Raw genomic sequence first — 26,741 nt, 5'->3', positions numbered from 1 at the left:
CCCAGGAGACCACGCCAAGTCAACTGGCCTTCACCCGATCCAATGTCAGGTGACCGCCGCCCTGTTCGACCGGTCCCGGCTCGTGGCGCCCAGACCTCTAGTGCTCAGACTGGCACGCGGGGGGCTCCGCGTCGAGACGGCGACCGCGCCGGCGCCGCCGCCGCGGACCATAGGTCACCGCAGCGCCTGCTCCAGCGACAGCAGCGCGTTCTCCACGACCTCGGTCAGGGCCGGGTGAATCCACATCGGCCGGTGGGCCACGTCGTGGACGGTCAGCCCCATCGCCATGGCGAGGACCAGGGGCTGCACGAGCGTCGCCGCCTGCGGGCCGAACAGGTGCGCGCCCAGCAGCCGTCCGGTGGACCGGTCGGCGAGAACCTTGCAGAAGCCGCTGGTGTCCTCGAGCGCCCAGCCGTAGGCCACGTCCTGGTAGCGGTGCACCGCCACCGCGTACGCGACGTCCGCCTCGCGCGCCTCCTGCTCGGTGAGGCCGACCTGCGCGATCTGCGGGGAGGTGAACACGGCGGAGGGAACGGCCTCGTACGACATCTCGCGCGGCTCGCCGGGATGCAGCAGGTTGTGGGCGACGATCTCCGCCTCGCGATTGGCCACGTGCTTCAGCGGGACGCCGGTCGAGACGTCGCCCAGCGCCCACACGCCCTCGGCGCTGGTGCGGAGCTGCGCGTCGACGGTGATCAGGCCGTCGTCCCCGTAGGCGATCCCGGCCTTCTCCAGATCGAGGCGGTCGCTGTTGGGCCGACGGCCGACCGCCACCAGCAGGGCGTCCGCCGTCAGCACCGCGCCGTCGTCCAGCGTCAGCCGCAGATCGCCCGGAGCGCCCGCCACGCCCACCAGCTCGCGGCCCAGCCTCAGATCGTAATGAGGGCGCACGGCGTCGGCGTAGGCGTCGGAGACGTCCTGGTCCTGCTGGGCGAGCAGCCGCTCGCCCTGCTCGATCACGGTGATCTGGCTGCCTGCCGCGTGGAAGACGTGCGCGAGTTCGGCCGCGATGTAGCCGCCGCCGAGCACCGCCAGCCGCTCGGGGGGCCTGGCGATCCGCATCACGGTGTCGGACGTCTCGTACGGCAGCCCGGAGTCGGCGACGACGGGAGGGACCGCCGGCCGTCCGCCCGCCGCCACGACGACGCGGTCGGCGGAGATCTCCACGGGACCGGTCTCCGTCTGCACGGACAGCCGCCGCTCGCCGGTGAAGCGGGCCCGACCCCGGTACACGGTGACGGACTCCGCCGCGCGGCGGCCCTCCTCGCCTTCCGCCGCGACCGCGTCGAGACGGTCGAACACGCGCTTGTTGACGTCGCGCCACCGGATGCCGCCCAGTCGGGCGTCCACGTCGTGGCGTCCGGCGTCCGCGACCGCGTCGGCCGTGTCCGCGGTCGCGGCCAGCATCTTGCTCGGAATGCATCCCGCGTTGAGGCACGTCCCCCCGAAGGGGCCCTCGGAGACGATCGCGACGTCGAGGCGGGCGAATCGGTCGTCGATCAGCGCGTTGCCGGTGCCGGCGCCGATGATGACGAGGTCGTGATGGGGCATGAGGGGAGGCTATCCAACTTGCGCCCTTTCATGCCCATATGGGAAGGCTCTCACGGGAAGAGCGGGACGTCGGGCCGACCGGCCTCCTTGCGTGTGCCCCGCGTCTCACGGGACATGTCGTGCGGCCGTGCAACCGTGGCGTCCGGCGCCCCGCGGATGGCCGAGTTGTCTGCGAAGCGGTTGTGCGGGGACGATGGCCGGCATGTCATGGAACGGTGAAACGTCAGACTGGTCCCCAGTGGAGGTGCGATCCACGCGGAAGGGGCCGGTGTGGGTGGTCGCGCTGCGCGGCGACTTCGACCCCGAGGACCTGGACGCGGTGGAGGAGGCGACGGCCCAGGCCCTGGACTCGTTCGACGGGCCGGTGGTGTTCGATCTGGGCGCGTTGGGTTTCTGCGACTCCTCGCTGCTCAACCACCTGATCCGCATGGCGAACCAGCGGTCCGTCGCGCTGGTGGGCGTCGGTCGCCTGGTGCAGCGGCTGCTCGCCGTGACCGGTCTGGACGACTACTTCGCGCAGTACCCGGACCTGACGACCGCGCGCGAGGCCCTGACGCGGAACCCGAACCCGTTCGAGCAGGCATGAGCGGCCGGAATCCCCTGGGCGAGGCGCCGCAGGAGGAATCGGACCTCGTGCTCCAAGACGGGGGAAACGGGGAGCAGTCCGTGTTCACGGCCTGGTCTTCGGCCTGTTCGCCCGCCGACGCCCGGCGCCGGGCCGTGGAGTACCTCCGCGCGCATTGCCCGCAGGCCGATCTGGAGGCGGTGCAACTGGTGTTGAGCGAGTTGGTGACCAACGCCGTCCGGCACACCCCGGAAGGCGTCTGGTCGCTCGCCCTGCACATCGGCGAGAGCGCCCTCACGCTGGAAGTGAGCGACGCGAGCGCGTTCGTGCCGCAGCCGAGGGGCACGCTGCCGCTGGACGGGCGCGGCGGCCTGGGCCTGGGCATCGTCAAGAACCTCAGCGACCACGTCATCACGCAGCCCATGGAATCCGGAAAGAAGATCGTCGCCCAGTGGAGGCTCGCGCGCTGACCGGCCCGTGGCCCTTCCTGGCGGGCCCGAGGCGCACCCCTCCCGGCGTGCGGAACCGGTGCGGCAGGACAGCGCCGCACCAGGGTGGAAGCGAGCCGGAGGAGGCGCTTTTCCCGGGGAGGGTCGCGGCCGTCATGCCCGCGTGCGAGGCCCCCGCAGGTGAGCAAACCAGGTTGAGTGCCCATCCCGGGCTGTTTGACACGCGCTTTCCTCGCCCTTTTTCCCGGAGTTGTCGTCTTCGCCGAGGTGCGGTCATGATGGCGGGCATGTCCGCGCCGCAAGATCCCTCCCAGGCCGGTGTCATCAGTTCCCGCCGGTCGGGTCCGGTCTGGCTCGTCGAGTTGTCCGGCGACGTCGACATGGACTGCATCCAGGCGGTCGAGCGCGTCACCGCTGCTCTGGCGGCGCGGTCGGCCGACCCCATCGTGTTCGACGTCGGCGGCCTGGGCTTCGCCGATTCCACGCTGCTCAACCATCTGCTGCGCACCCGGCAGCACCGGCCGGTGGGCCTGGTGGGCGCCAATCCGTTCCTGCGGAGGGTCCTCGACGTCACCGGCACCTCGGGCGCTCTTCCGTCCTTCGACGACGTCGACGAAGCCGCGGCGGCGCTGGGCATGCCCACGTGCCCGCCGGGCGGCTGCTGAACCGGCCCGGGGGCTGCTGAACCGGGCCGTCCGCGGAGCCCGTCGCCGGTCGACGAAGGCGCGGTTGACGGAGGCGCGGTTGCCAGAGGCGCCGTCCGACGGACCGCCGAGCAGGTGACGGGCACGCCCCTCCGCGTACTTCTGTTCGAAGCGGTCTCACCGGCGTTTCCCGTAGGCGTGTCGCCGCAGCGGTGTCGATCATCGGGTGAGTGCGACCGTGCGAAGGAAGGCGTGCGGCCACTGGCGGGCGCCCTGACCCGGCGCCGCCGTGAACGACGACAAGGAGCCCTCGCCATGTCCGCCTCAGCACCGGCGTCCCCAGCGCGCGAACAGCCCTCCTGCTGGTCCTGTTCGGAGCGACCGGCGATCTGGCCACCCGTCTGCTCTTCCCCGCGCTGTTCGAGCTGTACGACCGAGAACTGCTCCCGCCCCGCTTCGCCGTCATCGGCTCCAGCCGGCATTCCCCCGGCGCCGACGAGGACTTCCGCCGCCGCGTCACGGAAGCGGTGCTGGCCTCCGCGCGCGGCGCCGACCCGGAGAAGGCGCGCCGCTTCGCCGAACGGACGCAGTTCGTCGCCGCGAGCGCCGAGGACGGAACCGACCTCGCGGCGGCCGTCGCGCGACGGCGCTCCGAACTCGGCGACGGATGCCGCACCTTCCTCTACCTGGCCCTGCCGCCCCGCCACCTGGCGGAGATGCTCCACATGGCCGAGCGCACCGGGCTCGCCGACCACGCGCACCTCATGGTCGAGAAACCGCTCGGCGAGGACGTGGACAGCGCACGCGCCCTCAACCGCCTGCTCGCCGCCACCGCGCCGGAAGAGCGCGTCCTGCGCGTGGACCACTTCCTCGCCAAGGAGCCGGTCCGCGACCTGCTCACCCTGCGCACCGAGAACGGCTGGCTCGCCGCGCTCTGGAACCGCCGCCGCATCGCCTGGGTCCAGATCGACGTGCCCGAGACGCTCGGCATCGAAGGCCGGGCGTCGTTCATGGAGGCCACCGGCGTCTTTCGCGACATGGTCCCCACGCACCTGGCGCAGGTGCTCGCGGCCGTCGCGATGGAACCTCCGGCGTCCGACGACGCGGAGGAGGAGCGCGCGGCGCGCCTGCGCCTGTTCCGGCGGACCCGCCCGTTCCAGCCCGACGAGACGGTGTTCGGGCAGTACGACGGCTACCGGGACGAGGAGGGCGTGGCCGACGACTCGGCGACGGAGACCTTCGCCGCGCTGCGCGTCTGGATCGACGACCCCCGCTGGGAGGGCGTGCCCTTCCTGCTGCGCACCGGCAAGGCGATGGGGTCGTCCGACGCACGCGTCACCGTCCGCTTCCGGCCCCCGGACGCCGGAGCGCGGGACACCGCGCCCACCGGCAGCGACCTGGTCGTGCACCTGGGTGCGGAGGACGGCGTACGCCTCGGCCTGCGCCTGGACCGCCCCGGCCCGCACAGGGAGGTCGTCGACGCCGAACTGCGGCTGGCCCGCGGGCCCTCGGCGTCCGGCACGCCCCTCAGCTCGTACGCGCGGGTCTTCCTGCACGCCCTGGACGGCGACCGTCGCCTGTTCACCACACCGGCCGAGGTCGAGCGGATCTGGGAGCTGGCCGCGCCCGTGCTCGACGCGCCGCCGCGTGCGCTGCCCTACGCGCGCGGCTCGTTCGGGCCGCGGGCCGCCGACGCCTTGGCCGCCGACGGCGGCTGGAGGACGCCCGCCTCCTGAACTGGGCGCCGTGGCCCCGGGGCCGTGACCCGGGCGCCGCGGGCCCAGGGTCGCGATCCGGTGGGCCGGGGCGCCGCTGGCGGTGCGCTCACGCGGCCGCGTCCTCGTACAGGCTGTCTACGGCGATGCTCGTCACGGTCGCTGACGGCCTTCCACAGATCATCCCGGGCTCGCCGCAGCACGTCGCCGCCGTCGACGGGGAGGGTGGGATCGGTCATGCGGTGTACCTGCCCGGAGTGCGTCCGTCCACGGCTGTCAGATGCGCGGTGCGGGGAGCGGTGATCGCCATGATGGCGATGTCGTCGTGCCGGTTGCCGTCGATCCAGTCGGCGACGACCATCTGGATCCGCTCGACGACGGCCTCGGCGGGCATCCCGGCGCACTCGCCCAGCGCCCTGCGCAGCCGGGCGTCGCCGAACAGGGCGTCGCCCAGCGGCCCGCCCTTGGCCTCGGTGACGCCGTCGGTGTACAGCAGACACGTCTCGCCCGGACGCAGTGTCTCCTCGGCGGTGCTCGACCTGATCTCCGGCAGCGCCCCGATCAGGGTTCCGGCGGTGGCCGCCTCCTCCACACTGCCGTCCTGCCGCACGATCAGCGGCGCGGGGTGCCCGGCGCTGGTCAGCCGCAGACGCGTAGCCCCGCCCCGCCGCCGCACCGAGGCCAGGACCACGGTGGCGAAGCGCGTGTGCCGGCTGTTGATCAAAGCCCCGTTCAGCAGGCTCAGCAGCCGCTGGTGGTCGCCGGCCAGCGGCAGCAGCGCCTGAAGCGTGTTGCGGATCTTGCCGGTCAGGACCGCCGCGTCCAGGCCCTTGCCGCTGACGTCACCGAGGACCGCCAGGGTCTCCTCGTCGTCGCCGGATCCGGGGTGGACGTCGTAGAAGTCGCCGCTGACGCGCTCGGCGTCCCTCGACGAGCGGTAGCCGCCGGCGAACTCCACTCCGCGCACCTGGTGGAGCACCGGGGGAAGCAACTCCGCCATGAGCGTCGCGGTGATCCCGGACTGCTCCTGGTACATCCGCGCGGCGGACAGCGCCGCCCCCGCGCGCGAGGCGAACACGCGGGCGAAGACCTCCTCGGAGGCGTCGAAGGCGGTCTGGCCGCCGCGCCGCAGCAGGATCAGCGCGCCGGCCGGAAGTCCGTGCCCCGGCAGCGGGGTGACCACCACCGAGCCGGCCGGGCCGGTGAAGTCGTCCGGGATCGCCCAGGCGGGCAGCGAGGACGGGTCGATCCACCGCGAGGGCACCGGCGGGAAGCCCTGGAGCGCCTCGGCCAGCCCGGGGACCATCGACGGGTCGATGTGCATCAGCCGACGGGTGGCCTGGCCGCCCGCGCTGGTGGCCAGAGGGTGGCGCTTGCCGGAGGCCGGAGCGACCAGGACGGCGGCGTCGGCCAGATGCTCGGCCGCCAGTTCGACCGCGATCTCCATGCACCGCTCGGCGTTCAGCGAGGCCAGCAGCCGACTGGACGCGTCCGCCAGGAACGCGGTCCGCTCCTGCTCGCTCCTCAGCGCCGCTTCGGCCAGCGTCCGATCGGTGTCGTCGACCAGCCACCACACCACGTCCCCGCCCGTCCCCCGCGTCGCGTGAGCTTCGAGCGTGTGCTCCCGGTACTGCCCGCGCGCCGTCTCCGCCGTCTCCGTCGCGTCTGCGGGGCCGCTGGCCGCGCGCCGGTGCGCCGCCGCCAGCCACTCGGGCGCCGCGTCCTCCAGCCGCGCCCCGGGCCTCGCCTCGGGGAACAGGGCCGCGGCCTGCGCGTTGACCTCCACGATCCTGCCCGCCGCGTCCGCGACCAACGCCGGATAGGGCGCTCGCATCCACGAGGCGCCCACTGACGCTGCCAGGCCCGGCGCCGAACGCGCCAAGCCGTCGAAACCCTTCATGATTCCCGGACCCGCCGCAGCAGGTCTGCCCACCTTCCCTGGGAAGACACGGTTTGTACCTTCTCGCACACCAGTCGGCCAATCAAGCCGTGGTCAAGGGTCCGGCTCCAGCCGTGGTCACGGGTCCGGCCCGGACCGTCCGCCGCGGGCCCCGCACGGCGGACGGGACGACGGGACTCCGCGGGCGGCGCCGACGATCACCTCTCGGCGGCCGTCGAACGGGCCTCGGCCGCGCGGGCGGCCCCCTCCTCGCGAGACCGGTCGCGCGCGTCCGGACCGATCCTGGCCGGGGCGGGAAAGGGGGATCCCCTCTCCGCCGCCGCGCGCCGGATGGCCCTGCGCTGCGCCGCCGTGGTGGCGCCCCAGATGCCCTCGTCCTCGCCGCGTTCGATCGCCCAGGTCCGGCAGGCGAGCAGGACGGGACACCGACGGCAGATGGAGCGGGCCAGAGCGGTTTCCGCGCCCGGGGCGACGGAGTCGGCGAGCGGAAAGAAGATGTCGGGGTCCTCTCCGACGCAAGCGGCCTGATCACGCCAGTCGGAAAGCGCCCGCTGAGGCTGGGACGAACTGGTCACGGCGACCTCCGCAGCGGCGGACCACGCAGGCCCGGTCGGCGACTGCGGCGAGCGCCGCCGCAGCCCCGGCAGAGGTCCATCCCATCGTAAAAGCCCCGCCGCCGTCCTCACCAGCCGTGGCCCGGGGTCCGACCCGGTCCGGCGCCCCTCGGCGGCGGCCCCGAACGGCGCCCTGATCCGGTGCGTTTGGTCATGGAATGTCTCGGGGACTCCCTTGGCTATGGGTGACTACAGCGACAGCATCATCGTGGACGTGCCGCCGGAGCGGCTCTTCACCTACCTGTCCGACGTGAAGCATCTCCCCTCCTATCTGCCGCGGCTGAAGTCCGCGCGCCCGGAAGGCGGCGACAAGGTCGAGGTGACCGCGCGCATCGATCCCCCCGACGCCCCGGAGCACGACGTGACGGGCGAGGCGTGGATTCACGTGCACCAGGACGACAGGATCCTGGAGTGGGGCGCGCCCGGCCCGCACGACTACCGGGGCGAGCTGCACGTGCAGGACGGTCAGAGCCCGGACACCTGCCGCCTGACCGTGGAGCTGCACACGGAGCACGCGGAAGGCGAGCACGTCGACGTCGGCCTCGAGGAAGCCCTCAGCGGCATCAAGCGCGCGGTGGAGACCCGCGAGAGCTGACCGCGGCGTCAGCGGACCGCACACACCGGGCGGCGGTCGGCCGGATTCTCGGAATCCGGCCGACCGCCGCTCTTTGCGCTCACCGCGACCTCTTCGTGCTCACCGCGACCTCTTCGCGTTCACCGCGACCGCTCGCCGGAGCGGCCGCGGTGAGCACGTGTGCGGGTCAGATCTCGCCGCGCCACGCGCCGGTCTCGGAGCCGCCGCGGGACTCGATGAAGTCCTTGAACCGCCTCAGATCGCCGTGCACCTGGCGCTTGACGAAACCGAGCTTGTCGCCGATGGTCTCGGTCATGCCTTCGGGGTCGTAGTCGAGCTGAAGCATGATCTTGGTGGTGTTGTCGTCGATGTAGTGGAACGTGACGACACCGGCCTGGCGTGCGTCGCCGCTGATGCTGGCCCAGGCGACCCGCTCGTCGGGGATCTGCTCGGTGATCTCCGCGTCGAACTCCCGTCCCACTCCGGCGACCTTCGTCGTCCAGTGGGTGAGAGTGTCGGAGCGCTGCTCGATGCGCTCGACGCCGTCCATGAACTGGGGGAAGTCCTCGAACTGGGTCCACTGGTTGTACGCGGCGTTCACGGGGACGTGGACCTCGATGGATTCTTCGACCTGCGACATGAGTCGGCACCTCGTCGTCTCTTGAGGGTGTTTCACTGACGGGTTCCAAGTCCGGGGCCGGCTAAGCGTGGATCCGCTTCCCGATCGACGACGCCGCCTGTGACACACCAGGGGCGTTACAGGAGCGGGGTCGGCTCGTCCTCGTCGCCCGCGAGCGCCGCCACGTACTGCCACAGCTCCTCGCGCGTCTCCGGGGCGTCCGCCTCGGCGCCCACGGCGTAGGTCGTGGGGCGGGGTCGGCGGTCGTGCCAGAACAGGCCGGTGCTGCGGACCGCTTCGGGAGCGGAGCCGAGCCACACGATGGTGTCGGCGCCTTCGGCGGAAGTGCGGATGATCGGGCGGCTCAGCGCCCGGAAGACGGGCATCCACTGGCGCACGCCCTTGGTGTCCGCCCAGCCGGGGTGCATCGAGTGGACGTGGACGCCGCGATCGCGCAGGCGGTCGGCCCACTGCTCGGTGAGGACGACCTGGGCGCGTTTGGTCCGGGCGTAGATCTTCTTCGGGCTGTAGGAGGTCTGCCGGGACTCCGGGTCCCCGGCCGGGAGCTGCTGGCCGTACTGGCCGCCGGAGGTGACGTTGACGACCAGCGAGGGGGCGCTGCGCTCCAGGAGGGGCGTCAGCTCCTCGATCAGCACCCAGGGGGCGAGCACGTGGGTGGCGAAGGTGAGTTCCACGCCGTCCGCGCTCTCCTCCCGCTCGTCGGGCATCACGCCGGCGTTGTTGACCAGGACGTCGAGCCGCTCCTCCTGCCGCCGGAAGCGGTCGGCGAACTCCCGCAGGGCGGTCAGACTGCTGACGTCGCACACCACGGGCCGTACGTCGGCGGTGGCGCCCGCGCGTTCCCGGGTCAGGGTGGCGGCCTCCTCCGCGCGGTGCTCGGTGCGGCCGAGGACCCGGACCGAGGCTCCCAGCCGCGCGAAGCCGACCGCGGCGGCCAGCCCGATCCCGGAGCCGGCGCCGGTGACGAGGACGACCTTGCCGTCCATGCGCTGGGGTCCGGCGGGCCAGCCCGGCAGGAGGCGGCGCACGAACAGTCCCGGCCAGCCGTAGCCCAGGACGATCGAGCGGTCCAGCACGGTATCGATGACAGACGACACACTCATGCCGGACGAAGTATCCACGCTGCCGCCCGCCACACCCCGGCCGCGCACAATGGCCCTTCGGCTCGGCACCCGCGTCGCGGCCTCTGCCGTCACGGCGTCCGCCGGTCTCCCGGGCCGTCCCCGACGAGACCGCCGCACCGAGCGGTCCTCAGAGGCGGGCATTTTGGCGCGAAGCGTTCTGTGGTACCCGGCAGTCGACGCCGCACGTCGTGGGGTCGTCGAACCCACGGCAGGGCGGCGGATCTGGTGCTCTGCCAGCGGAACCGCACAGGAAGGCGGTGCCATGCACGCTCAGCTCGGTGATCGGCTGGTCGTCGAAAGCCCGGTCGCGGGATCCGTCCGGCGCGACGGCGAGATCATCGGCCTTCACCACGACGACGGAACCCCTCCGTACGACGTGCGCTGGTCGGACACCGGCGAGATCACCTTGGTGTTCCCCGGACCGGACGCCCGCGTACGCCACCCCGGCGACGAGGCGCCGCCCACCGCCGCGGCGGCCGAACCCCTTGCGGCCGGCGCCGACTCGCGCGCCGCCGACGCCGCGACGCAGCCCGACGACCTCGGGCGGCGCGTCAGCGCCCTGCGCCGCCGCAGAGGGCTCAGCCTCGGCGAGACGGCTCGACGCGCCCGGATGTCGCCGCAGTACCTGGCCTGTCTGGAGGCGCGGCCGTCCGACCCGAGCCTGGGGACCCTGCTGCGCCTGGCCGACGCCCTCGGCACGACCCTCGACAGGCTCCGCGGCGCCGGCGCCGGACCGCCTCCCGGACCCGGGCGCGAACTGCTTCACCCGCATCTGCGGGATCTGGGCCCCGAGGCGTGCAGGGCGGCGCTGTCCACCCGTGACGTCGGCCGCGTGGCGCTCAACACGGCGGACGGTCCCGCGGTGTTCGCGGTCGAGTACGACATGCTGGACGACGCCGTCGTCTTCCGCACCGCGACCGACAGCGGCCCGGCCGCGGCCGTCGGCGCGGAGGTCGCCTTCGAGGTCGACCACGTCGACGAGGAGATGAGCCGGGGCTGGAGCGTGCTCGCCGTCGGCCGGGCCGAGGCGGTCACCGATCCCGAGACGCGGCGTCTGCTGGACGAACGCTTCCACTCCGCGCCCAGCGCGGGCGACCCGCACACGCTGTGGGTGAGGATCCGCCCGGTACGGCTGACGGGGCGCCGCATCATGCCCGCCGGGCTGTGAGGAACCGCGGGAGTCACGGGGGCGGCGGATCACCCGTCAAGGGTGAGCCGCAAGCCCCCGACGTGCGCCAGCGTGGCCGACGTGCGCCAGCGTGGCCGACGTGCGCCAGCGTGGCCGACGGGCCGACGCCCCTCACCGGCGCTCCGGGCGCTGACCGGCCCGCCGCCCGCTCGCGCCTGCGCGAGCGGGCGCGTCCCGCGGCCGATTCCGCGCCCCCCCCGACATCGCCAGGAGGAGCCATGACCGAGTCGCCTGGTCCGTCAGCACACGGCGGTCCGGAACCGGAGCCCGCCGGAAACGCTCGCCGCGCCCCTGGCATCCCCGGCGCCCACAGCGCCTCCGGGACCGGTGACGACCCCGCCGACCTGCTGGGACGGCTCGGCGACTCCTGGACCTGGATCCTGACCTCGGCGCTGGCGACCCTGGTCCCGGGGATCATCGTGCTGGTCTGGCCGCACGAGACCCTGAACGTCCTGGCGGTCGTCGTCGGGCTGTACCTGCTGGCAGCGGGCGCGCTGCGGTTCGTCGCCGCCTTCTCCCGGGCCGGGCACGGCGAACGGCTGGCGCCGCTGCTCGTCTCGGCGCTGTCCGTCCTCGCCGGAGTGCTGTGTCTGCGGCACCCGTTGCAGACCGTCGCCGCGCTCTCCGTGATCGTCGGCGCCGTCTGGCTGGTGTCCGGCATGCTGACCGCCTACACGGCCCTCGCCTTCCGAGAGCTGCCCCGGCGCGGCTTCGTCCTCGGAGCGGCGGCGCTCGGCGTCGTCGCCGGAATCGTGGTGCTCGCGCTGCCCGCGCGGTCGGCTCTCGTCCTGACCCGGCTGCTCGGCCTGTGGCTCGTCCTGCTCGGCCTGGCGGAGACGGGCCTCGCCCTCGCACGGCGGTCCACGCTGCGCGCGGGGCGCCCCGGACGGCCGCACGGCACGCCCTCCGCCGCGCGCTGAGCCGCGTACCGCCGGACGCGCAGCGCGGGCCGCTGCGCACGCCGTCCGCGTATGCCGTCCGCCGCCCGGCAGGCTCACCCGCCCCGGGTGAGGCCGCCCCCCCGCCGCCGTGCGCACGCTGAGACCGGCACAGACCGGCCTGCCCGGCGCGGGCCCGGAACGGAGGAGAGACATGAGCGCCCAGACGTATCTCGCCTACGACTATCCGCTGCTGAGCGCCTTCTGGACGATGCTGTGGTTCTTCCTGTGGGTGATGTGGTTCGTCCTGCTCTTCCGGGTCGTCCTCGACGTCTTCCGCGACGAGGAGACGAGCGGCTGGGCCAAGGCCGGCTGGCTGGTGTTCTGCATCGTGCTGCCGTTCGTCGGCGTGCTGGCCTACGTCATCGCCCGCGGCCGCGGCATGAGCCGCCGAGAGACGGCCCAGGCCCGAGCGCACCAGAAGGCCGTCGACGACTACATCCGCCAGACGGCGGGCGGCCGCGGCGCCGGCGGCGTCGACGCACTCGCCCGGCTGTCCGAGCTGCGCTCTCGCGGTGACATCACGGACGCGGAGTTCGCGCGCGCCAAGGAGATGGTCCTGAACGGGGACGCTCCCGCCGGGCAGGTCACGTCCGCCACCGCCGTGCCGGACGCTCCCGTCGGCTCCGCCCCCGGCCCCCGCTGAGCGCGTCCGCCGGCCACGCTCCCGCACCCGACCTCGCCCGAGACGAAACGAGGCAGAAGATGACGACGACCCGTACCACCGCCCCCGCGCACACCGCGAAGCAGGCCTGGGCCACCGGGCTGACCGCCTTCGCCGCCGTCATGCTGATGATCGCCGGAGTGCTCGACGTCTTCCGCGGCATCATGGGCATCGCGGCGGACGACGTGTTCGTGTCGACGCCGAGGTATGTCTTCCGGTTCAACCTCACCGGCTGGGGCTGGATTCACCTGATCCTCGGCGTGCTCGCTGTGATCGTCAGCCTCGGGCTGTTCCAGACGGCGATGTGGGCCCGCGTCACGGGCGTGGCCATCGCGGCCTTCCTCATCCTGGCGAACTTCCTGTCGCTGCCGTACTCGCCGATCTGGTCGGTGGTGACGATCGCCATCTCCGGGTTCATCATCTGGGCCCTGTGCGTGGCCCGGCGCCCCGAGGGCGCCGACGCCGCCACGACCCGTCCGCCCGCACCCTGACCCTCTCTCCGCGCGAGCCGACGCGGCCGGAGGCGTCCACACCCGCCTCCGGCCGCGTCAGCGCGTCCCACGTGTGGCCGCGTGCGATCAGTGACCGCCGGGGCCGCCGCTGCCGAACGAACCGCTGCTGCCCTCGTCCCAGCGGGGACGGGCCTGCGAGGGGCTGGTACGGGACCCCAGGTTGCCGTGCGCGTTCAGGTCGTGCGGCCGCAGACGGTCGCCGTCGGTCGGCACCTCGTCGGGCTCGCGCCGCTCCAGCACGTCGCCGACCGGGCCTGACTCCGGCAGACGGGGCTGCTCCTCCGGCCGCGGCGGCGCGGACTCCCGGCGGCGGATGCGCGAGCCCAGCCAGAAGGCGCCGATCAGCAGCGCCACGAGGAGCAAGCCGAGGACGAACGGCCAGACGCCGATCGCGGCTCCCTTGGCAGCGGCGACGTCCGGCGAAGACAAAACGGTGCGTGATGCGATCATCATGGACCGTGAGTACCCCCGGGCGCCGCGATGAACCCGCCGAGCGCCGAGCCTGCGCGCGCGGTGCGGCGCGCCCCCGCTCAACCGGACCGCGCCTGCCGGGTCTTCGCGCGGTTGGCCTTGCGGATCTCCGCGAGCAGCTCGCTTTTCGACATCTGCGAGCGGCCCGCGACGCCGAGCCGCCTCGCGATGCCGTACAGGTGCTCCTTGGACGCCTTGTCGTCGACGCCCTCGCCGCTGCGCCCGCCCTGGTCGCGGGGGTGCGCCGCCAGCGGGTCGGAGGGCCCCATGCGGCCGCCCTCCTTCCGCTCCCAGTGATCGCCTGCCTTCTCGAACTTGTGCTTGAGCGCGCCGTACGCCACCCGGTGCGCGCGCTCGCCCTCGCCGTACTGCTCCACCGCCGAGTCGTGGGCCTTGATCCAGGTGCGCTGGGCGTCCTGCGCGGAGCGCTCGAGCGTCGACGGCAGCTCCTGTCGTCCGGGCACGTGCCCCACCTCCGTCGCGCGTCGCCCCGTGGGCCGACGAGTGCCCGGCGCGGCGAGGGGAAAACGGCCGCGGCCCTTGGGAGCGCTGGGTTTGGCGGGTGTGGACACCGGCTACCCGATCGAGGTGACTACGACATCATCGACGGCTTCGCAACAGGAGCTCATCCAGTTCCTGGAGGATCGATTCGCCTGTGCGCAGGCGTGTACGGAGTGCGCGCGGGCCGCCGCCCTGCGCGCGAGCCTGGTGGATCCCGGCGGGAGCGAGGAGCAGGAGCTGCTGCGCCGCAGAGGGATCATGTGCGCCGAGGTCTGCGACGCGACGTGCCGGATGCTCTCGGAGCAGAACAGCCAGGACGAGGCCGCGCTCCGCGTCCAGCTCGAATGGTGCGTCAGCGTGTGCCTGGACAGCGCGCACGTCTTCGACCGCCATCCCGGCGCCGAGCAGACCGCGGACGCCTGCCGCACCTGCGCCAAGGCGTGCCAGGAGTTCATCGCGATCCTGCGATGACGGCCGCGGGGACGGGCGCGGGGACGGGCGCCGTAGGGCGCACGCCCGGAGACCCCTGGCCCCTGTGGATCACTCCGTGCTACCAAGAGCCATGAGCGCACACGAGGCACGAGGCACCTACGACGTCGTGATCGTCGGCGGCGGGCACAACGGTCTGGTCGCCGCCGCCTATCTCGCTCGGGCCGGCCGCTCGGTGCTGGTCCTCGAGCGGCTGGGGCACACCGGCGGCGCGGCCGTCTCCACCCGCCCGTTCACCGGGGTCGACGCCCGGCTGTCCCGGTACTCGTACCTGGTCAGCCTGCTGCCCGCGAAGATCGTGCGGGACCTGGGCCTGACCGTGCGGCTGCGCTCGCGCTCCATCTCCTCGTACACGCCCGTCGAGCGGGACGGGCGGCCCACCGGGCTGCTCGTGGGAGGCGGCGCGGAGCGCACCCGGGCGGCCTTCGCCCGGCTGACCGGTTCGGACCGCGAATGGACCGCCTGGCAGCGCTTCTACGACATGACCGGCCGCGTCGCCCGGCACGTCTTCCCCACGCTCACCGAACCGCTGCCCGACCGGGAGGAGCTGCGTCGGCGCGTCGGCGACGCGGACGCCTGGCGCATGCTCTTCGAGGAGCCGATCGGCGCCGCCGTCGAGGACTTCTTCGACGACGACCTGGTGCGCGGCGTGGTCCTCACCGACGCCCTCATCGGCACCTTCGCCGACGCCCACGACTCGTCCCTGGCGCAGAACCGCTGCTTTCTCTACCACGTGATCGGCGGCGGCACCGGCGCCTGGGACGTCCCGGTCGGCGGCATGGGCGCCCTGACCGACGCGCTCGCGGACGCCGCGCGGTCCGCGGGCGCGGTCCTCGCCACCGGGCACGAGGCGGTGAGCGTCGCCGCCGACGGCCGGAGCGCCGAGGTCGCCTACCGGACCCGGGACGGCGAGGGCGCCGTGGGCGCCCGGCACGTCCTGGTGAACGCCTCCCCGCAGGCCCTCGCCGCGCTGCTGGGGGAGGCGCCGCCGGCGCCCGCCGAGGGCGCCCAGCTCAAGGTCAACATGCTGCTCAAGCGGCTTCCCAGGCTGCGCGACTCCTCCGTCGACCCGCGCGAGGCCTTCGCCGGCACCTTCCACATCGCCGAGGGCTACCGGCAGCTCGCCGCCGCGCACGCCCAGGCCGCGGCGGGCGAGCTGCCCGCCGCGCCGCCGTCGGAGATCTACTGCCACTCCCTGACCGACCCCAGCATCCTCGGCCCCGGCCTCGCCGAGCGCGGCTGGCAGACGCTCACCCTGTTCGGCCTGCACACCCCCGCCCGGCTCTTCACCCGTGACAACGACGCCGTCCGCGACGAACTGCTGAAGTCGACCCTCGCCCAGCTCGACGCCCACCTCGCCGAACCGCTCGCCGACTGCCTGGCCGCCGACGCCGACGGCCGGCCCTGCATCGAGGCCAAGACCCCCCTGGACCTCGAGCGCGACCTGCGGCTGCCCGGCGGGAACATCTTCCACCGGGCGCTGAGCTGGCCCTACGCCCAGCCGGGCGCCGGACGCTGGGGCGTGGAGACCCGGCTCGGCAACGTGCTGCTGTGCGGCGCGGGCGCGGTGCGCGGCGGCGGAGTCAGCGGGGTGCCCGGCCACAACGCGGCCATGGCGGTGCTGGAGGGGGATTAGGGGGATTAGGGAGACTAAGGGGCGCAGGGGGAGCAGGGGGCGGAGGGGCGCACGGGAAAAGGGGGGTGAACGGGACAGTTCGGCCGCATGTCCTTCCCGTGACGGGGCACCCCGAAGGTGCGGAATGTCCGCAGTACGCCGTACGTCCCGGCCGCCTCGCGGCGGCCGCACCCCCACGGGAGGCTCCCATGGCCGATCTCAGCCCGATCGACCTCCAGAAGGCCCTCAGCGGCACGGACTACCCCACGGACCGCAAGCACCTGGTGGACCGCGCCCGCGAGAACCACGCGGACGACAAGATCGTCAAGCGTCTGCACGGCCTGAAGCAGGACCACTTCGACGGCCCCAACGAGGTGCAGAAGGCCGTCTTCAACGAGTGACGGCGACATGAACGAGTGACGGCGTGACGGAGGGGAGGCCCGCAGCGGCCTCCCCTCTGGCGCGACCGCGGCTCCGCCCGCGGAGCGGACCGCCGCCGTGGCCGCGGTCCGCTCCGCGGGGGCAGGCGCGTCGCGGGCACGCGCCGGGTCCGCACGCTTGACCTCCCCCGCGGCCCAGCCGAGGATCGGGTCCCATGACGGGACACGGCAGCACGGTGGACGACGTCCTGCGGCGCAGCGCCCGGCGCACGCCCGCGCGGACCGCCGTCGAGTACGGCGCACGCGCCTGGACCTACGCCGAACTCGACGACGCCGTCTCCCGCGCGGCGGCCCTCCTGCGCGCGCGGGGCCTCGCCCCCGGAGACCGCGTAGGCGCCTACGGGCACAACTCCGACGCCTATCTCATCGCGTTCCTCGCCTGCGCCCGCGCCGGCCTGGTGCACGTGCCGGTGAACCAGCACCTCACCGGGGACGACCTCGCCTACGTCGTCGGCCAGTCCGGCTGTGCGCTCGTGCTCGCCGACCCGGACCTCGCCGGTCGACTGCCGGGCGACGCCGTCTCGTTGCCGCTGCGCGACGCCGACGACTCGCTGCTCGCCCGGCTGCCGTCCACGGCGCCCTACGACGGTCCCGAGCCGGACGGCGCGGATCTGGCGCAACTGCTGTACACCTCGGGCACCACCGCCCTGCCCAAGGGCGCGATGATGACCCACCGGGCGCTGGTCCACGAGTACATGAGCGCGATCGCCGCGCTGAACCTGAGCGCGGGGGACCGCCCGGTGCACGCGCTGCCGCTGTACCACTCGGCGCAGATGCACGTGTTCCTGCTGCCTTACCTCGCCGTCGGCGCGACGAACGTCATCCTGGACGCCCCCGACGGCGACCGCCTCCTGGACCTGATCGAGGCCGGACGCGCCGACAGCCTGTTCGCTCCGCCCACGGTGTGGATCGCTTTGGCCGACCGCCCGGACTTCGCCGCGCGGGACCTCGGCGGGCTGCGCAAGGCGTACTACGGCGCCTCGGTCATGCCGTCGCCCGTGCTGGAGCGGCTGCGCGCCCGGCTGCCCGGACTCGCCTTCTACAACTGCTTCGGCCAGAGCGAGATCGGCCCGCTCGCCATGGTGCTGGGACCGGACGAGCACAAGGGCCGGATGGACTCCTGCGGGCGGCCGGTGCTGTTCGTGGACGCCCGGGTGGTCGGCGAGGACGGTCAGGACGTCCCCGACGGCGCCTGCGGCGAGATCGTCTACCGCTCCCCGCAGTTGTGCGAGGGCTACTGGGACAAGCCCGAGGAGACCGCCGAGGCGTTCCGCGACGGCTGGTTCCGCTCCGGGGACCTCGCCGTGCGCGACCCGCAGGGGTACCACACGATCGTCGACCGCGTGAAGGACGTCATCAACTCCGGTGGCGTGCTGGTCGCCTCGCGCCAGGTGGAGGACGCGCTCTACGCGCATCCCGAGGTGGCGGAGGCGGCCGTGGTCGGCCTGCCCGACGAACGGTGGATCGAAGCCGTCACGGCGTTCGTCGTGCCGCGCTCAGAGGTCGCCGAGGCCGAGCTGATCGCCCACGTCCGGCAGCGCCTGGCCCCCTTCAAGGCGCCCAAGCGGGTGGTCTTCGTGGAGGCGCTGCCGCGCAACGCCAGCGGCAAGATCCTGAAACGGGAGCTGCGGGACCGGTGACCCGGCCCGCCCCGGCGGTCCGGCGCCCCGTCAGGACCGCAGGTCCACGATCCGCCTGATCTTGCCCACCGACCGCTCCAGCGACTCCGGTGCGACGATCTCCACCGCCACCGACACTCCGATACCGTCCTTGACCGCGGCGGCGATGGACCGCGCGGCGGCCTCCCGGACCTCGGGGCCGGCGCCCGGACGGGCCTCGGCGAGGACGGTGAGCGCGTCGAGGCGGTCCACGCGGGTCAGCCGGAGCTGGAAGTGCGGCGCCACGCCCGGGGTGCGCAGGACGATCTCCTCGATCTGGGTGGGGAAGAGGTTCACCCCGCGCAGGATCACCATGTCGTCGCTGCGGCCGGTGATCTTCCCCATCCTGCGGAACACCCGCGCCGTGCCCGGCAGCAGCCTGGTCAGGTCCCGGGTGCGGTAACGGACCACCGGCATCGCCTCCTTGGTGAGCGAGGTGAACACCAGCTCGCCCTCCTCGCCCTCCGGCAGCACCTCGCCGGTGAGCGGATCGACGATCTCCGGGTAGAAGTGGTCCTCCCAGACGTGCAGGCCGTCCTTGGTCTCCACGCACTCCTGCGCCACTCCGGGGCCCATCACCTCCGACAGCCCGTAGACGTCGACCGCGTCGATCCCGAACCGCTCCTCGATCTCCTGCCGCATCCGCTCGGTCCACGGCTCCGCCCCGAACACGCCGACCCGCAGCGAGGTGGAGCGCGGATCGACGCCCTGGCGCTCGAACTCGTCGAGCAGCGCGAGCATGTACGACGGCGTGACCATGATGACCCGGGGCTTCAGGTCCTGGATCAGCCGCACCTGACGTGCCGTCATGCCGCCCGAGGCGGGCACCACCGTGCAGCCGAGCCGTTCGGCGCCGTAGTGGGCGCCGAGGCCGCCGGTGAACAGCCCGTAGCCGTAGGCGACGTGCACGACGTCGCCGGGCCGGGCGCCCGCCGCGCGCAGCGAGCGGGCCACGACGTCCGCCCACACCGACAGGTCGCCGTCGGTGTAGCCGACGACGGTGGGGCGGCCGGTGGTGCCGCTGGAGGCGTGGATGCGGCGGACCTCCTCGCGCGGCACCGCGAGCATCCCGTACGGGTAGTGCTCGCGCAGGTCCGCCTTGCCGGTGAACGGGAAGCGGGCGAGGTCGGCGAGCGAGCGGCAGTCGTCGGGGCGCACTCCCGCCTTGTCGAAGGACTCCCGGTAGAAGGGCACGCGGTCGTAGACGCGCCGCAGGGTGGAGCGCAGCCGCTCCAGTTGCAGCGCTCGCAGGCTCTGAGCGTCCAGCCGTTCCCCCGCGTCGAGCAGCTCCGTCGCCTCCGCCACCGGGACCCTCCCTTGCCTCGCGCACACGTTCAGTGGACCACGGCCGACCGATCATTCGGTCGTGTGGCTGCGCTCAGTTATGCAGGCGGACCGGCCGGGGGCAAGACCCGGCGGGGAATTTCCTGGCCGGCCGCCCGTCCGCGCGGCCCGCCGGCGCCGCGGCTCGTACGGGAGGAGGGGCCCGCGCCGATCGCGCCCGGCCGCGAAGGTCCCTCTAACGTGGCCTGTCGGCGCTCCCGCGCGCTCGCTAGGCTGGCCCGCGGACGACGGAATCGGGAGGAGCACGGACGTGGCCGAGAGTACTGTCCAGCAGCACCCCCTCGCGGGCTGGGACAAGCCGGAACTCGATCTCAGCGAGGCCGAGTGGCAGTCCAGCAGCCGGGGCCGGGGGGATGTCCAGATCGCCTTCGTCGAGGGATTCATCGCGATGCGCAACAGCGGCCGTCCGGAGAGTCCCTCCCTCATCTTCACCCCCGACGAGTGGGGAGCCTTCGTCTCGGGGGCGCGGGAGGGAGAGTTCGACCTGACCTGACGGCGCTCGACCCGACCTGAGAGGCGCCCGGCGGACGCCGTCGCGGGGGCGGGCGGGCTGCGCGGAAGCCCCCGGTCGGAGTCCGCCCGCAGGACGGGAGGCGGGTCGGGGCACGTACCATGGCGGCATGTCGTTCCTCCGTCGCCGCAGCGCCACTCCCGCCGGGCCCGACTTCGACGTCCTGGCCATGGATCCGGGCGACTGGCCCGGCAACCTCGGCGCCGGGCTGCTGCCCGCGCCCGACGGCACCTGCCAGGGCGTCTTCCTGCGCTACGACCTCTTCGGCGGCCGCGGCACCGCGATGGTCATCGGGAACCTGCCCGAGGGCTCCCCGGCCCGCGACGTCGCCGAGGGCGAGATCCCCTTCGAGGCCGCCCAACTGCTGCTGGCCCTGGAGAACGACGAGGAGGTCATCGTCGTCGGCACCGAGGACATGCCGGTGCTCCAGGGCGACAACCTGATGATCGTGCGCCGGCTGAAACTCTCCGAGAGCCGGATCTCCTGCGTGCAGTTCGACCGGAGCGACGGCGTCCTGGTGACCATCGCCGCCTGGGACCGCCCGATCACCGACGACCTGTACGCCCTGCTCAAGCCGCTGCCCGCCCAGCTCTTCCAGCAGGGCTGACCGCCCGGCAGGCGCGACGGAGCCGCCCCGCAGGCGCGACGGAGGGCCGACCCCCAGGGGAGCCGGCCCTCTCGCACGTCGCCTGCCGCTATCGGTCCGACGGCCGCACCGTGACGTCCGCGGCCCGCACGAACTCCACCCGGTGGCCGAACTGGATCTCGTAGTACAGATCCTTGCCCTTCACCACGCGGTGTGAGTCGGTGGTGAAGGTGACCGAGTAGAAGTACTCGCCGCGCACCATGTCCCCGATCGCGTACCTCTGGCCCGCGAGCAGCTTGTACGGCTGCGGCGTGACCGCCTGCACCGGCACGTCCGCCGGGTACGCCTCCTTCTCCGGGTAGGCCCGCCCGTACACCGGCACGCTGTCCGCACCGGCCTTCGGCGTCACCACCAGGCCGATCGCGTTCACCGCCGTCGGCTTCCGGGCCGGGTTCTGGAACCACGCCTTCTGGCCCAGGTACCAGATCGCCGTCCAGTCGCCCTGCCGGCCGGCGACCGCGTACTGCTGTCCGGTCTCCGCCCGGGAGGCCACGTCGTTCACGTCCGTCGTGGAGGCGTCGCCGCTCGGCCGCAGACCGATGTCCTTGATCAGGGCTGAGGACGTGTCGGGCTGCGAGTACAGCCGGACCTCGCTGGACCCGTGCGGGTCGCACGGCTGTCCGGACGCGGTGCAGCCCGTGTACTGCGGACGGTTCGACGCGTAGTCCGGGCGGATCGTCACCAGGCCGCCGTCCCGGCCGGCGGTCGCCCGGAACGGACGGCCCAGCAGCTCGAAGTAGTGCCGCCAGTCCCAGTACGGGCCCGGGTCGGTGTGCATGCCGGGGATGGTCGAGGGGGTCGGGCCCGGCACCGTGTCGTGGCCGAGGATGTGCTGCCGGTCCAGCGGGATGCCGTACTTGTCGGCCAGGTAGCGCACCAGCCGGGCCGAGGAGCGGTACATCGCCTCCGTGTACCAGGCGTCCGGCTCGGCGAGGAAGCCCTCGTGCTCCAGGCCGATCGACTTGGCGTTGACGTACCAGTTGCCCGCGTGCCAGGCCACGTCCTTGGCCTTCACATGCTGGGCGATGTGCCCGTCGGTGGAGCGCACCGTGTAGTTCCAGGACACGTAGGTCGGGTCCTGGATCAGGTTGATGACGCCCTCCCAGGCGCCCTCGGTGTCGTGGATGACGATGTAGCGGATGCCCTGCGACGCCGGACGGTCGCCCAGGTCGTGGTTGCCGTAGTCGTCCGTCCCGAACTGCTCGTACGGCGCCGGGATCCACTCGCACGACACGGAGGACGGGCACTCCGTGCCGTCCGCGGAGTCCTTGCGCAGCCCGGTCCGCGCCATCTGGCCGACGGCGGGCGCGAGCCGCGGCCGGGCGGTCAGCACCACCCGCTGCCCAGCGTCCGTGGTGCGCCGCTCGCCGGAGCGGATCGCCCCGTACACGTCGTTCGCGTACGCCGCCGCCGTCGCGGTGTCGTCGGCGCCGGAGAACGCGGCCACCGCCCCGTACCAGGCGGCCGGGTCCCCGCTCAGCGGCTCGCCGAGCTTCTTCTGGGAGGCCGCCAGCAGCGCCGCGCCGCCCGCCACGTTGGCGGCCGGGTCGTCGCGCAGTCGCTCGGCGGGGATGCCGGTCAGCCCGGCCGCCTTGGGCAGGGTCTTCAGCCGGTCGGGCAGCGCGGACTCGGCGGGCGCCGCCGCGGCCGGGCGCCGGAGGGGCCGGGCCCCGTCGCCGCGCGGGTCGTCCTGGCCCTCGTCACGGTGGGGCGCCCGAGCCAGGGCGGTGCGCGCGTCGGTGAGGTGCATCGGGCCGTAGCCGCCGGTGACGCTCGGGGCGCCGCCGTGCCCGTCCCAGCGCGACTGGAGATAGGAGACGCCCAGCAGCACGCTGAGCGGCACGTGGTACGCGGCGGCGGCGTCGGTGAACGCCCGCTGCAACCGGCCGGTGTCGTCGGCGGCGCCCGCGGGCGGCGCGGCGCCCAGCAGGGGCAGCAGCAGCGCCGCGGAGGCGAGTGCCCCCGCCGCCGTGCGCGTGCCTCTGCGGCCCAGCGCGGTTCTCGGATGGGTGACGGGTCCTCGCAAAGCTGCCTCCTGGGGCACTCGGGCGTGACGAGGTGCGGGGCCGGCGTGGATCAGTGGTACCGGCTTGCCGACGATCCGTCAATCATCCGCACTGGGAGACGATTTCCCCGGTCATGCGACGTCACGGCGAGTTTCGCGACGGCGGCGGCGGGGCCTGCGGGGCGTCAGTGGAGTACACCACTGGCCGCGGACCGCGGCGCCTGGCACGGGCGCCGCGCGCCCTGCCGGACGCCGCCGTCAGCGGGTCCCGACCGCCGCGCGCACGGCCTTGCGCGCCATCTGGCAGTCGTCGTGCAGCCGTCGCAGCAGCAGCCGCTGCTCCTCCCCGGACGGCATGCCGCCCGGCTGGGACGCACTGGGCGCCGCCTCGTGCATCGAGCGCTGCACGGCCGTCTCGCAGGTACGGATCTCACGGGTCAGCACCAGCATCAGGTTCACCAGGAAGGCGTCCCGGGACGCGGGACCCGCCGCCTGAGCGAGCTGGCTGATGTGCCGCCGCGCCGCCGGCGCGTCGCCGAGGACCGACCACAGCGTGGCCAGGTCGTAGCCCGGCAGGTACCAGCCTGCGTGCTCCCAGTCCACCAGCACCGGGCCCGCCGGCGACAGCAGCACGTTCGCCAGCAGCGCGTCGCCGTGGCAGAACTGCCCCATGCCCTGCCGTCCCGCCGCGTGCGCGATGCCGTGCAGCAGCTTCTGGAGGTCGCCCAGGTCGCGGTCGGTGAGCAGCCCCAGCTCGTGGCAGCGGGCGATGCGGGCCGCGTAGTCCAGCGGCGCGTCGAAGGTGCCCGCCGGGGGACGCCAGTCGTTCAGCCGGCGGATCGCGCTCAGCGCCGCCGCGACGTCGGCCCGTGGCGGCGCCTCCGCCGGATGCCGCTGGAGGGCTGCCACCCGGCCCGGCATGCGCTCGATCACCAGGGTGCAGTTGTCCGGATCCGCTGCGATCAGCCGGGGCACACGGACCGGGGGCCGGTGCCGGACGAACGAGCGGTATGCCGCTATTTCGTGCCGGTAACGCTCGGCCCACGCGGGCGAGTGGTCCAATAAGCACTTGGCGACGGCGGTGCTGCGCCCGGTCGTGCCGACCAGCAGCACGGAGCGCCCGCTGCGCCGCAGCACCTGCACCGGCGCGAACTCCGGGCAGATCCGGTGCACGGCAGCGAGCGCCGCGCGCAGCCGGGCGCCCTGCGGGCCGGAGAGGTCGATCCTCCCGCTCAACGGCTGGGCGCCGGGGGCGCGCCGCGGACGGCCCACGCCGAGCATGGGGCCGGCCGGTCGCGCGGCGGGGTCCAAGTAAGGGGCGGCGGGGCCCGGACGGGCTCGCAGCGACCGGGGCGGCGCGGACACGGAAGCCGATGCTGCGTACATAGGCGATACACATCCCTTCATGTGCCTGCTTCTCCAGCGCGCTGCCCGGCCCGGACGCCCGGGTGCACCCTGGGGAATGTCCCTCGGCGACCGGGTCGGGAAGGCGCGTTCCTACCTGACACCCGCGGCCCAGTGGCACACCATCTGGCGCACCCTGGCGAACCCTGGCGAATAGTCGCCCGGCAAGTCTCGCCGGGTCTACTGTCAACTCAGCCGAGTACCTGGGGGCTTGACGTGGCAGGACAACCCAACGCCCGACTGACGGACCTGTTCGGCCTGGCCGGCTGGTCCAAGGGAGAGCTCGCGAGGCTGGTCAACCGGCAGGCGGCGGCCATGGGCCATCCGCAGCTCGCGACCGACACCTCCCGGGTGCGGCGCTGGATCGACACGGGAGAGATCCCGCGCGATCCCGTCCCACGGGTGCTGGCGGTCCTGTTCACCGAGCGTCTCGGCCGTGTCGTGACCATCGAGGACCTCGGTCTGGTGCGGCACGGGCGCGCGGGGAGACGGCAGAGCGGCGGGAGTGCGGAGCACCCCGACGGAGTGCCGTGGGCGCCCGAGCGGACCGCCGCGGTCCTCACCGAATTCACGGGAATGGACCTCATGCTCAACCGACGCGGCTTGGTGGGCGCGGGCGCCGCGCTCACCGCGGGATCCGCACTCAGCGGCGCCATGCACGACTGGCTGCACACCGACCCGGTTCTGCGCGCCGACGCCCCCGACTTCGACCAGCCCCTGCACGCCGGCGCCGCCGGATTCGACCGCTACGACGCCGCACCCGTCGGCTCCCAGGAGGTGGAGGAACTGGAGCGCTCGGTGGAGGTGTTCCGGGCCTGGGACGCGGCCCGCGGCGGCGGGCTCCAGCGCAAGGCGGTCGTCGGCCAGCTCAACGAGGTGGGCGGCATGCTCGCCTACCGCCACTCGGCCCACCTCCAGCGGCGCCTGTGGGGCGTCGCCGCCAACCTCGCCGTCCTGGCGGGGTGGATGTCGCACGACGTCGGCCTGGAGCCGACCGCCCAGAAGTACTTCGTCATCGCCGCGCACGCCGCTCGCGAGGGCGGCGACCGGCCCCGCGCGGGCGAGGCGCTGTCGCGCGCGGCCCGTCAGATGGTGCACCTGGGCCGGCCCGAAGAGGCCATGGACCTGATGGGACTCGCCCACTCCGGCTCGGGCGAGCGCCTTCAGCCGCGCACGAAGGCGATGTTCCACACCATCGAGGCGTGGGCGCTGGCGTCCATGGGCAAGGGCCAGGCGATGCGCCGCACCCTCGGGCAGGCCGAGGACCTGTTCGTCTCCGAGAAGGGCGAAGCGGAGAGACTGGACTGGATGCAGACCTTCAAGGCCGAGGATCTGTACGGCATGCACGCGCTGGCGTTCCGCACGCTGGCCGAGTCCGACCCGGGCGCGGCCGCGCACGCCCGGTTCTACGCGGAGAAGGCGCTGGCCCTGCGCGTCGACGGACGAGAACGGTCCAAGATCTTCGACCACTTGTCGATGGCGTCCGCCTGCTTCATCGGCGCCGACCCCGAACAGGCGGCCCGCTACGCGCGACTGGCCCTGACGGCGATGGGCTCGAACTCCTCGCGCCGCACCTGGGACCGGCTGCTCCAGATGAACCGGCTCGCCGCGCAGTACGCGTCCTGTCCGACGATCAGCGAACTGCGGGAGGAGATCAGGCTGGCCACGCCCAGGCGCAGGCCCAGGAACCCGGGCGCCGCACCGGCGTAGCGGGGCGGCCGGGGAGTGCGACGACAGCACCGGTCACAGCCCTAGGTCAGGCGCTCCTGAGCGCTGCCGGCGCCGAGGGGACCCGCGCGGTCGCGGCGGACTGCCGACGGGGTCCGGTGCGAGGCGCCGACGTCGCGCAGCACGGCCCACAGGGCGACGGCGCAGCCGTCGGCGCCGAGGACGGGCTCGCCCGCCAGATGCACCGTGCGGACCGTGCCGTCCGCCCGGACGACGCGGAACTCCCCGCCCCCGGGCCGGGCGTCGACCAGGCAGCCGGTGACCATCGCGGTCAGCCGGGGCCGGTCCTCCTCCGGTACCACGGAGGGCAGTTCGTCCAGGGTGAGCGCGGGGGAGGAGGGATCGCGGCCCAGGATCCGGTGGAACTGCTCGGAGCAGTCGGCCTCGCCCGTCAGCAGGTTCCACTCCGCGCTGGCGACCCGGTCAGGCGGCGCGGAGAGGGCCGCCCCGGCCGGTGCGGCGGCCGTCGCCGGGGGAGCGGGGGGTAACAGGGGAGCCCGGGGGCTCGGCGGCTCGTCCTCCCGCGCCGGCCCCGGGCGCTCTCGCCGCGTCTGCTGGGCCGCGGCGTCCGCCTCGCCTCGGCCCCGGCGCGCCCGCGTGCCCGGCGCGGTCGGCGTGCTCGGCGCGTCGAGCACGCCGCCTCCCGGCGGCGGGGCGGACGATGGGCCCGCGGAGAGAGGGGACGGCATGACGCGCTCCGGTGCGGGGACGGCGGACGGTACGGGCTAACAGCGGCGGCGGAGAGGCAGCTCCTGACTCTGACACAGCCGCCGACGGCTCGTAAGAGGTTCGGCGCCACACGTTACGGAGGTGCTTCTGGCATATGCCACAGTCTTTCCGGACACACTCT

At 73.5% G+C, this 26,741-nt stretch carries 27 protein-coding genes; 16 read left to right on the top strand and 11 right to left on the bottom strand.

Going from position 1 to position 26,741, the window contains the following annotated elements; genetic code table 11:
- Window positions 1-174: 174 nt before the first annotated feature.
- Window positions 175-1,551, bottom strand: a complete 1,377-nt coding sequence (locus ABZ861_RS29930) for a mycothione reductase (protein WP_361636639.1) — start codon at window positions 1,549-1,551, stop codon at window positions 175-177.
- Between the two features lie 244 nt (window positions 1,552-1,795).
- On the opposite strand from ABZ861_RS29930, the gene ABZ861_RS29925 reads away from it, so the two are divergent.
- The 4 genes from ABZ861_RS29925 (at window position 1,796) to ABZ861_RS29910 (ending at window position 4,945) form a co-directional block, all read left to right on the top strand.
- Window positions 1,796-2,137 (top strand): STAS domain-containing protein, encoded by a 342-nt coding sequence (locus ABZ861_RS29925; protein ID WP_361636636.1) that lies wholly within the window; start codon window positions 1,796-1,798, stop codon window positions 2,135-2,137.
- Window positions 2,134-2,586, top strand: a complete 453-nt coding sequence (locus tag ABZ861_RS29920) for an ATP-binding protein (protein WP_361636633.1) — start codon at window positions 2,134-2,136, stop codon at window positions 2,584-2,586. The genes ABZ861_RS29925 and ABZ861_RS29920 overlap by 4 nt, the downstream gene beginning before the upstream one ends.
- A gap of 266 nt (window positions 2,587-2,852) precedes the next feature.
- Window positions 2,853-3,230 (top strand): STAS domain-containing protein, encoded by a 378-nt coding sequence (locus tag ABZ861_RS29915; protein ID WP_361636630.1) that lies wholly within the window; start codon window positions 2,853-2,855, stop codon window positions 3,228-3,230.
- 338 nt (window positions 3,231-3,568) lie between these two features.
- Complete coding sequence (locus ABZ861_RS29910) at window positions 3,569-4,945, top strand: glucose-6-phosphate dehydrogenase (protein ID WP_361636684.1); 1,377 nt, start codon at window positions 3,569-3,571, stop codon at window positions 4,943-4,945.
- Window positions 4,946-5,159: 214 nt separating this feature from the next.
- Here the strand turns inward: ABZ861_RS29910 and ABZ861_RS29905 are convergent, their stop codons facing one another.
- Window positions 5,160-6,824, bottom strand: coding sequence for a GAF domain-containing SpoIIE family protein phosphatase (locus ABZ861_RS29905; RefSeq protein WP_361636627.1), 1,665 nt, complete (start codon window positions 6,822-6,824; stop codon window positions 5,160-5,162).
- 197 nt (window positions 6,825-7,021) lie between these two features.
- The gene (locus ABZ861_RS29900; RefSeq protein WP_361636624.1) at window positions 7,022-7,399 is read right to left on the bottom strand and encodes a WhiB family transcriptional regulator; all 378 of its coding nucleotides are present in this window, start codon (window positions 7,397-7,399) and stop codon (window positions 7,022-7,024) included.
- 220 nt (window positions 7,400-7,619) lie between these two features.
- Here ABZ861_RS29900 and ABZ861_RS29895 point away from each other — a divergent pair, with 220 nt between their 5' ends.
- The gene (locus tag ABZ861_RS29895; protein WP_361636622.1) at window positions 7,620-8,033 is read left to right on the top strand and encodes an SRPBCC family protein; all 414 of its coding nucleotides are present in this window, start codon (window positions 7,620-7,622) and stop codon (window positions 8,031-8,033) included.
- Between the two features lie 166 nt (window positions 8,034-8,199).
- Here the strand turns inward: ABZ861_RS29895 and ABZ861_RS29890 are convergent, their stop codons facing one another.
- Together ABZ861_RS29890 and ABZ861_RS29885 are read right to left on the bottom strand one after the other, a co-directional pair.
- Window positions 8,200-8,652 (bottom strand): SRPBCC family protein, encoded by a 453-nt coding sequence (locus tag ABZ861_RS29890; RefSeq protein ID WP_361636619.1) that lies wholly within the window; start codon window positions 8,650-8,652, stop codon window positions 8,200-8,202.
- A 116-nt stretch (window positions 8,653-8,768) separates the two neighbouring features.
- A complete protein-coding gene (locus tag ABZ861_RS29885; protein WP_361636617.1) occupies window positions 8,769-9,755 on the bottom strand; it encodes an SDR family NAD(P)-dependent oxidoreductase in 987 nt (328 codons plus the stop codon).
- A 283-nt stretch (window positions 9,756-10,038) separates the two neighbouring features.
- Between ABZ861_RS29885 and ABZ861_RS29880 the strand changes: the two genes are divergently transcribed.
- The 4 genes from ABZ861_RS29880 to ABZ861_RS29865 all read left to right on the top strand — a co-directional run bounded on the left by ABZ861_RS29880 (window position 10,039) and on the right by ABZ861_RS29865 (window position 13,058).
- Window positions 10,039-10,944, top strand: a complete 906-nt coding sequence (locus ABZ861_RS29880) for a DUF1918 domain-containing protein (RefSeq protein ID WP_361636614.1) — start codon at window positions 10,039-10,041, stop codon at window positions 10,942-10,944.
- A gap of 239 nt (window positions 10,945-11,183) precedes the next feature.
- A complete protein-coding gene (locus tag ABZ861_RS29875) occupies window positions 11,184-11,885 on the top strand; it encodes an HdeD family acid-resistance protein (protein ID WP_361636612.1) in 702 nt (233 codons plus the stop codon).
- 172 nt (window positions 11,886-12,057) lie between these two features.
- On the top strand, window positions 12,058-12,549 hold the full coding sequence (locus ABZ861_RS29870; protein ID WP_361636610.1) for an SHOCT domain-containing protein: 492 nt from the start codon (window positions 12,058-12,060) through the stop codon (window positions 12,547-12,549).
- A gap of 59 nt (window positions 12,550-12,608) precedes the next feature.
- The gene (locus tag ABZ861_RS29865) at window positions 12,609-13,058 is read left to right on the top strand and encodes a hypothetical protein (protein WP_361636607.1); all 450 of its coding nucleotides are present in this window, start codon (window positions 12,609-12,611) and stop codon (window positions 13,056-13,058) included.
- An 87-nt stretch (window positions 13,059-13,145) separates the two neighbouring features.
- Here the strand turns inward: ABZ861_RS29865 and ABZ861_RS29860 are convergent, their stop codons facing one another.
- The gene (locus ABZ861_RS29860) at window positions 13,146-13,532 is read right to left on the bottom strand and encodes a DUF6479 family protein (protein ID WP_361636604.1); all 387 of its coding nucleotides are present in this window, start codon (window positions 13,530-13,532) and stop codon (window positions 13,146-13,148) included.
- A gap of 77 nt (window positions 13,533-13,609) precedes the next feature.
- A complete protein-coding gene (locus ABZ861_RS29855; RefSeq protein WP_361636601.1) occupies window positions 13,610-14,014 on the bottom strand; it encodes a ChaB family protein in 405 nt (134 codons plus the stop codon).
- Between the two features lie 91 nt (window positions 14,015-14,105).
- On the opposite strand from ABZ861_RS29855, the gene ABZ861_RS29850 reads away from it, so the two are divergent.
- The 4 genes from ABZ861_RS29850 (at window position 14,106) to ABZ861_RS29835 (ending at window position 18,235) form a co-directional block, all read left to right on the top strand.
- Window positions 14,106-14,522 carry a ferredoxin gene (locus tag ABZ861_RS29850; protein ID WP_361636598.1) on the top strand — a complete coding sequence of 139 codons (417 nt, stop codon included), beginning with the start codon at window positions 14,106-14,108 and terminating at the stop codon, window positions 14,520-14,522.
- A 91-nt stretch (window positions 14,523-14,613) separates the two neighbouring features.
- The gene (locus ABZ861_RS29845; protein ID WP_361636596.1) at window positions 14,614-16,176 is read left to right on the top strand and encodes an NAD(P)/FAD-dependent oxidoreductase; all 1,563 of its coding nucleotides are present in this window, start codon (window positions 14,614-14,616) and stop codon (window positions 16,174-16,176) included.
- A 188-nt stretch (window positions 16,177-16,364) separates the two neighbouring features.
- Entirely contained in the window at window positions 16,365-16,556 is a 192-nt protein-coding gene (locus ABZ861_RS29840) for a DUF2795 domain-containing protein (RefSeq protein WP_361636593.1), read from the top strand.
- A gap of 194 nt (window positions 16,557-16,750) precedes the next feature.
- Window positions 16,751-18,235, top strand: a complete 1,485-nt coding sequence (locus ABZ861_RS29835; protein ID WP_361636591.1) for an acyl-CoA synthetase — start codon at window positions 16,751-16,753, stop codon at window positions 18,233-18,235.
- A gap of 30 nt (window positions 18,236-18,265) precedes the next feature.
- Here ABZ861_RS29835 and paaK read toward each other — a convergent pair whose 3' ends face one another.
- Window positions 18,266-19,558 (bottom strand): phenylacetate--CoA ligase PaaK, encoded by a 1,293-nt coding sequence (gene paaK / locus ABZ861_RS29830; protein WP_361636588.1) that lies wholly within the window; start codon window positions 19,556-19,558, stop codon window positions 18,266-18,268.
- A gap of 289 nt (window positions 19,559-19,847) precedes the next feature.
- Between paaK and ABZ861_RS29825 the strand changes: the two genes are divergently transcribed.
- Window positions 19,848-20,090 (top strand): DUF397 domain-containing protein, encoded by a 243-nt coding sequence (locus tag ABZ861_RS29825; RefSeq protein WP_361636585.1) that lies wholly within the window; start codon window positions 19,848-19,850, stop codon window positions 20,088-20,090.
- Between the two features lie 127 nt (window positions 20,091-20,217).
- Window positions 20,218-20,715 carry a hypothetical protein gene (locus tag ABZ861_RS29820; protein ID WP_361636582.1) on the top strand — a complete coding sequence of 166 codons (498 nt, stop codon included), beginning with the start codon at window positions 20,218-20,220 and terminating at the stop codon, window positions 20,713-20,715.
- 88 nt (window positions 20,716-20,803) lie between these two features.
- Here ABZ861_RS29820 and ABZ861_RS29815 read toward each other — a convergent pair whose 3' ends face one another.
- Both ABZ861_RS29815 and ABZ861_RS29810 read right to left on the bottom strand, forming a co-directional pair.
- Window positions 20,804-22,780, bottom strand: coding sequence for a peptidoglycan recognition family protein (locus ABZ861_RS29815; protein ID WP_361636579.1), 1,977 nt, complete (start codon window positions 22,778-22,780; stop codon window positions 20,804-20,806).
- Window positions 22,781-23,017: 237 nt separating this feature from the next.
- The gene (locus tag ABZ861_RS29810; protein ID WP_361636576.1) at window positions 23,018-24,145 is read right to left on the bottom strand and encodes an aminoglycoside phosphotransferase family protein; all 1,128 of its coding nucleotides are present in this window, start codon (window positions 24,143-24,145) and stop codon (window positions 23,018-23,020) included.
- A gap of 234 nt (window positions 24,146-24,379) precedes the next feature.
- Here ABZ861_RS29810 and ABZ861_RS29805 point away from each other — a divergent pair, with 234 nt between their 5' ends.
- On the top strand, window positions 24,380-25,873 hold the full coding sequence (locus tag ABZ861_RS29805) for a hypothetical protein (RefSeq protein WP_361636573.1): 1,494 nt from the start codon (window positions 24,380-24,382) through the stop codon (window positions 25,871-25,873).
- Between the two features lie 41 nt (window positions 25,874-25,914).
- Here ABZ861_RS29805 and ABZ861_RS29800 read toward each other — a convergent pair whose 3' ends face one another.
- Window positions 25,915-26,526 carry a PAS domain-containing protein gene (locus tag ABZ861_RS29800; RefSeq protein ID WP_361636571.1) on the bottom strand — a complete coding sequence of 204 codons (612 nt, stop codon included), beginning with the start codon at window positions 26,524-26,526 and terminating at the stop codon, window positions 25,915-25,917.
- Between the last annotated feature and the right edge of the window lie 215 nt (window positions 26,527-26,741).

This window comes from Streptomyces sp. NPDC046985 (genome assembly GCF_040644415.1).
In the GTDB taxonomy this organism is placed as follows: domain Bacteria; phylum Actinomycetota; class Actinomycetes; order Streptomycetales; family Streptomycetaceae; genus Streptomyces.
Note: the sequence above shows the minus strand (reverse complement) of the source record. Positions and strands in the feature narration are given on the sequence as shown.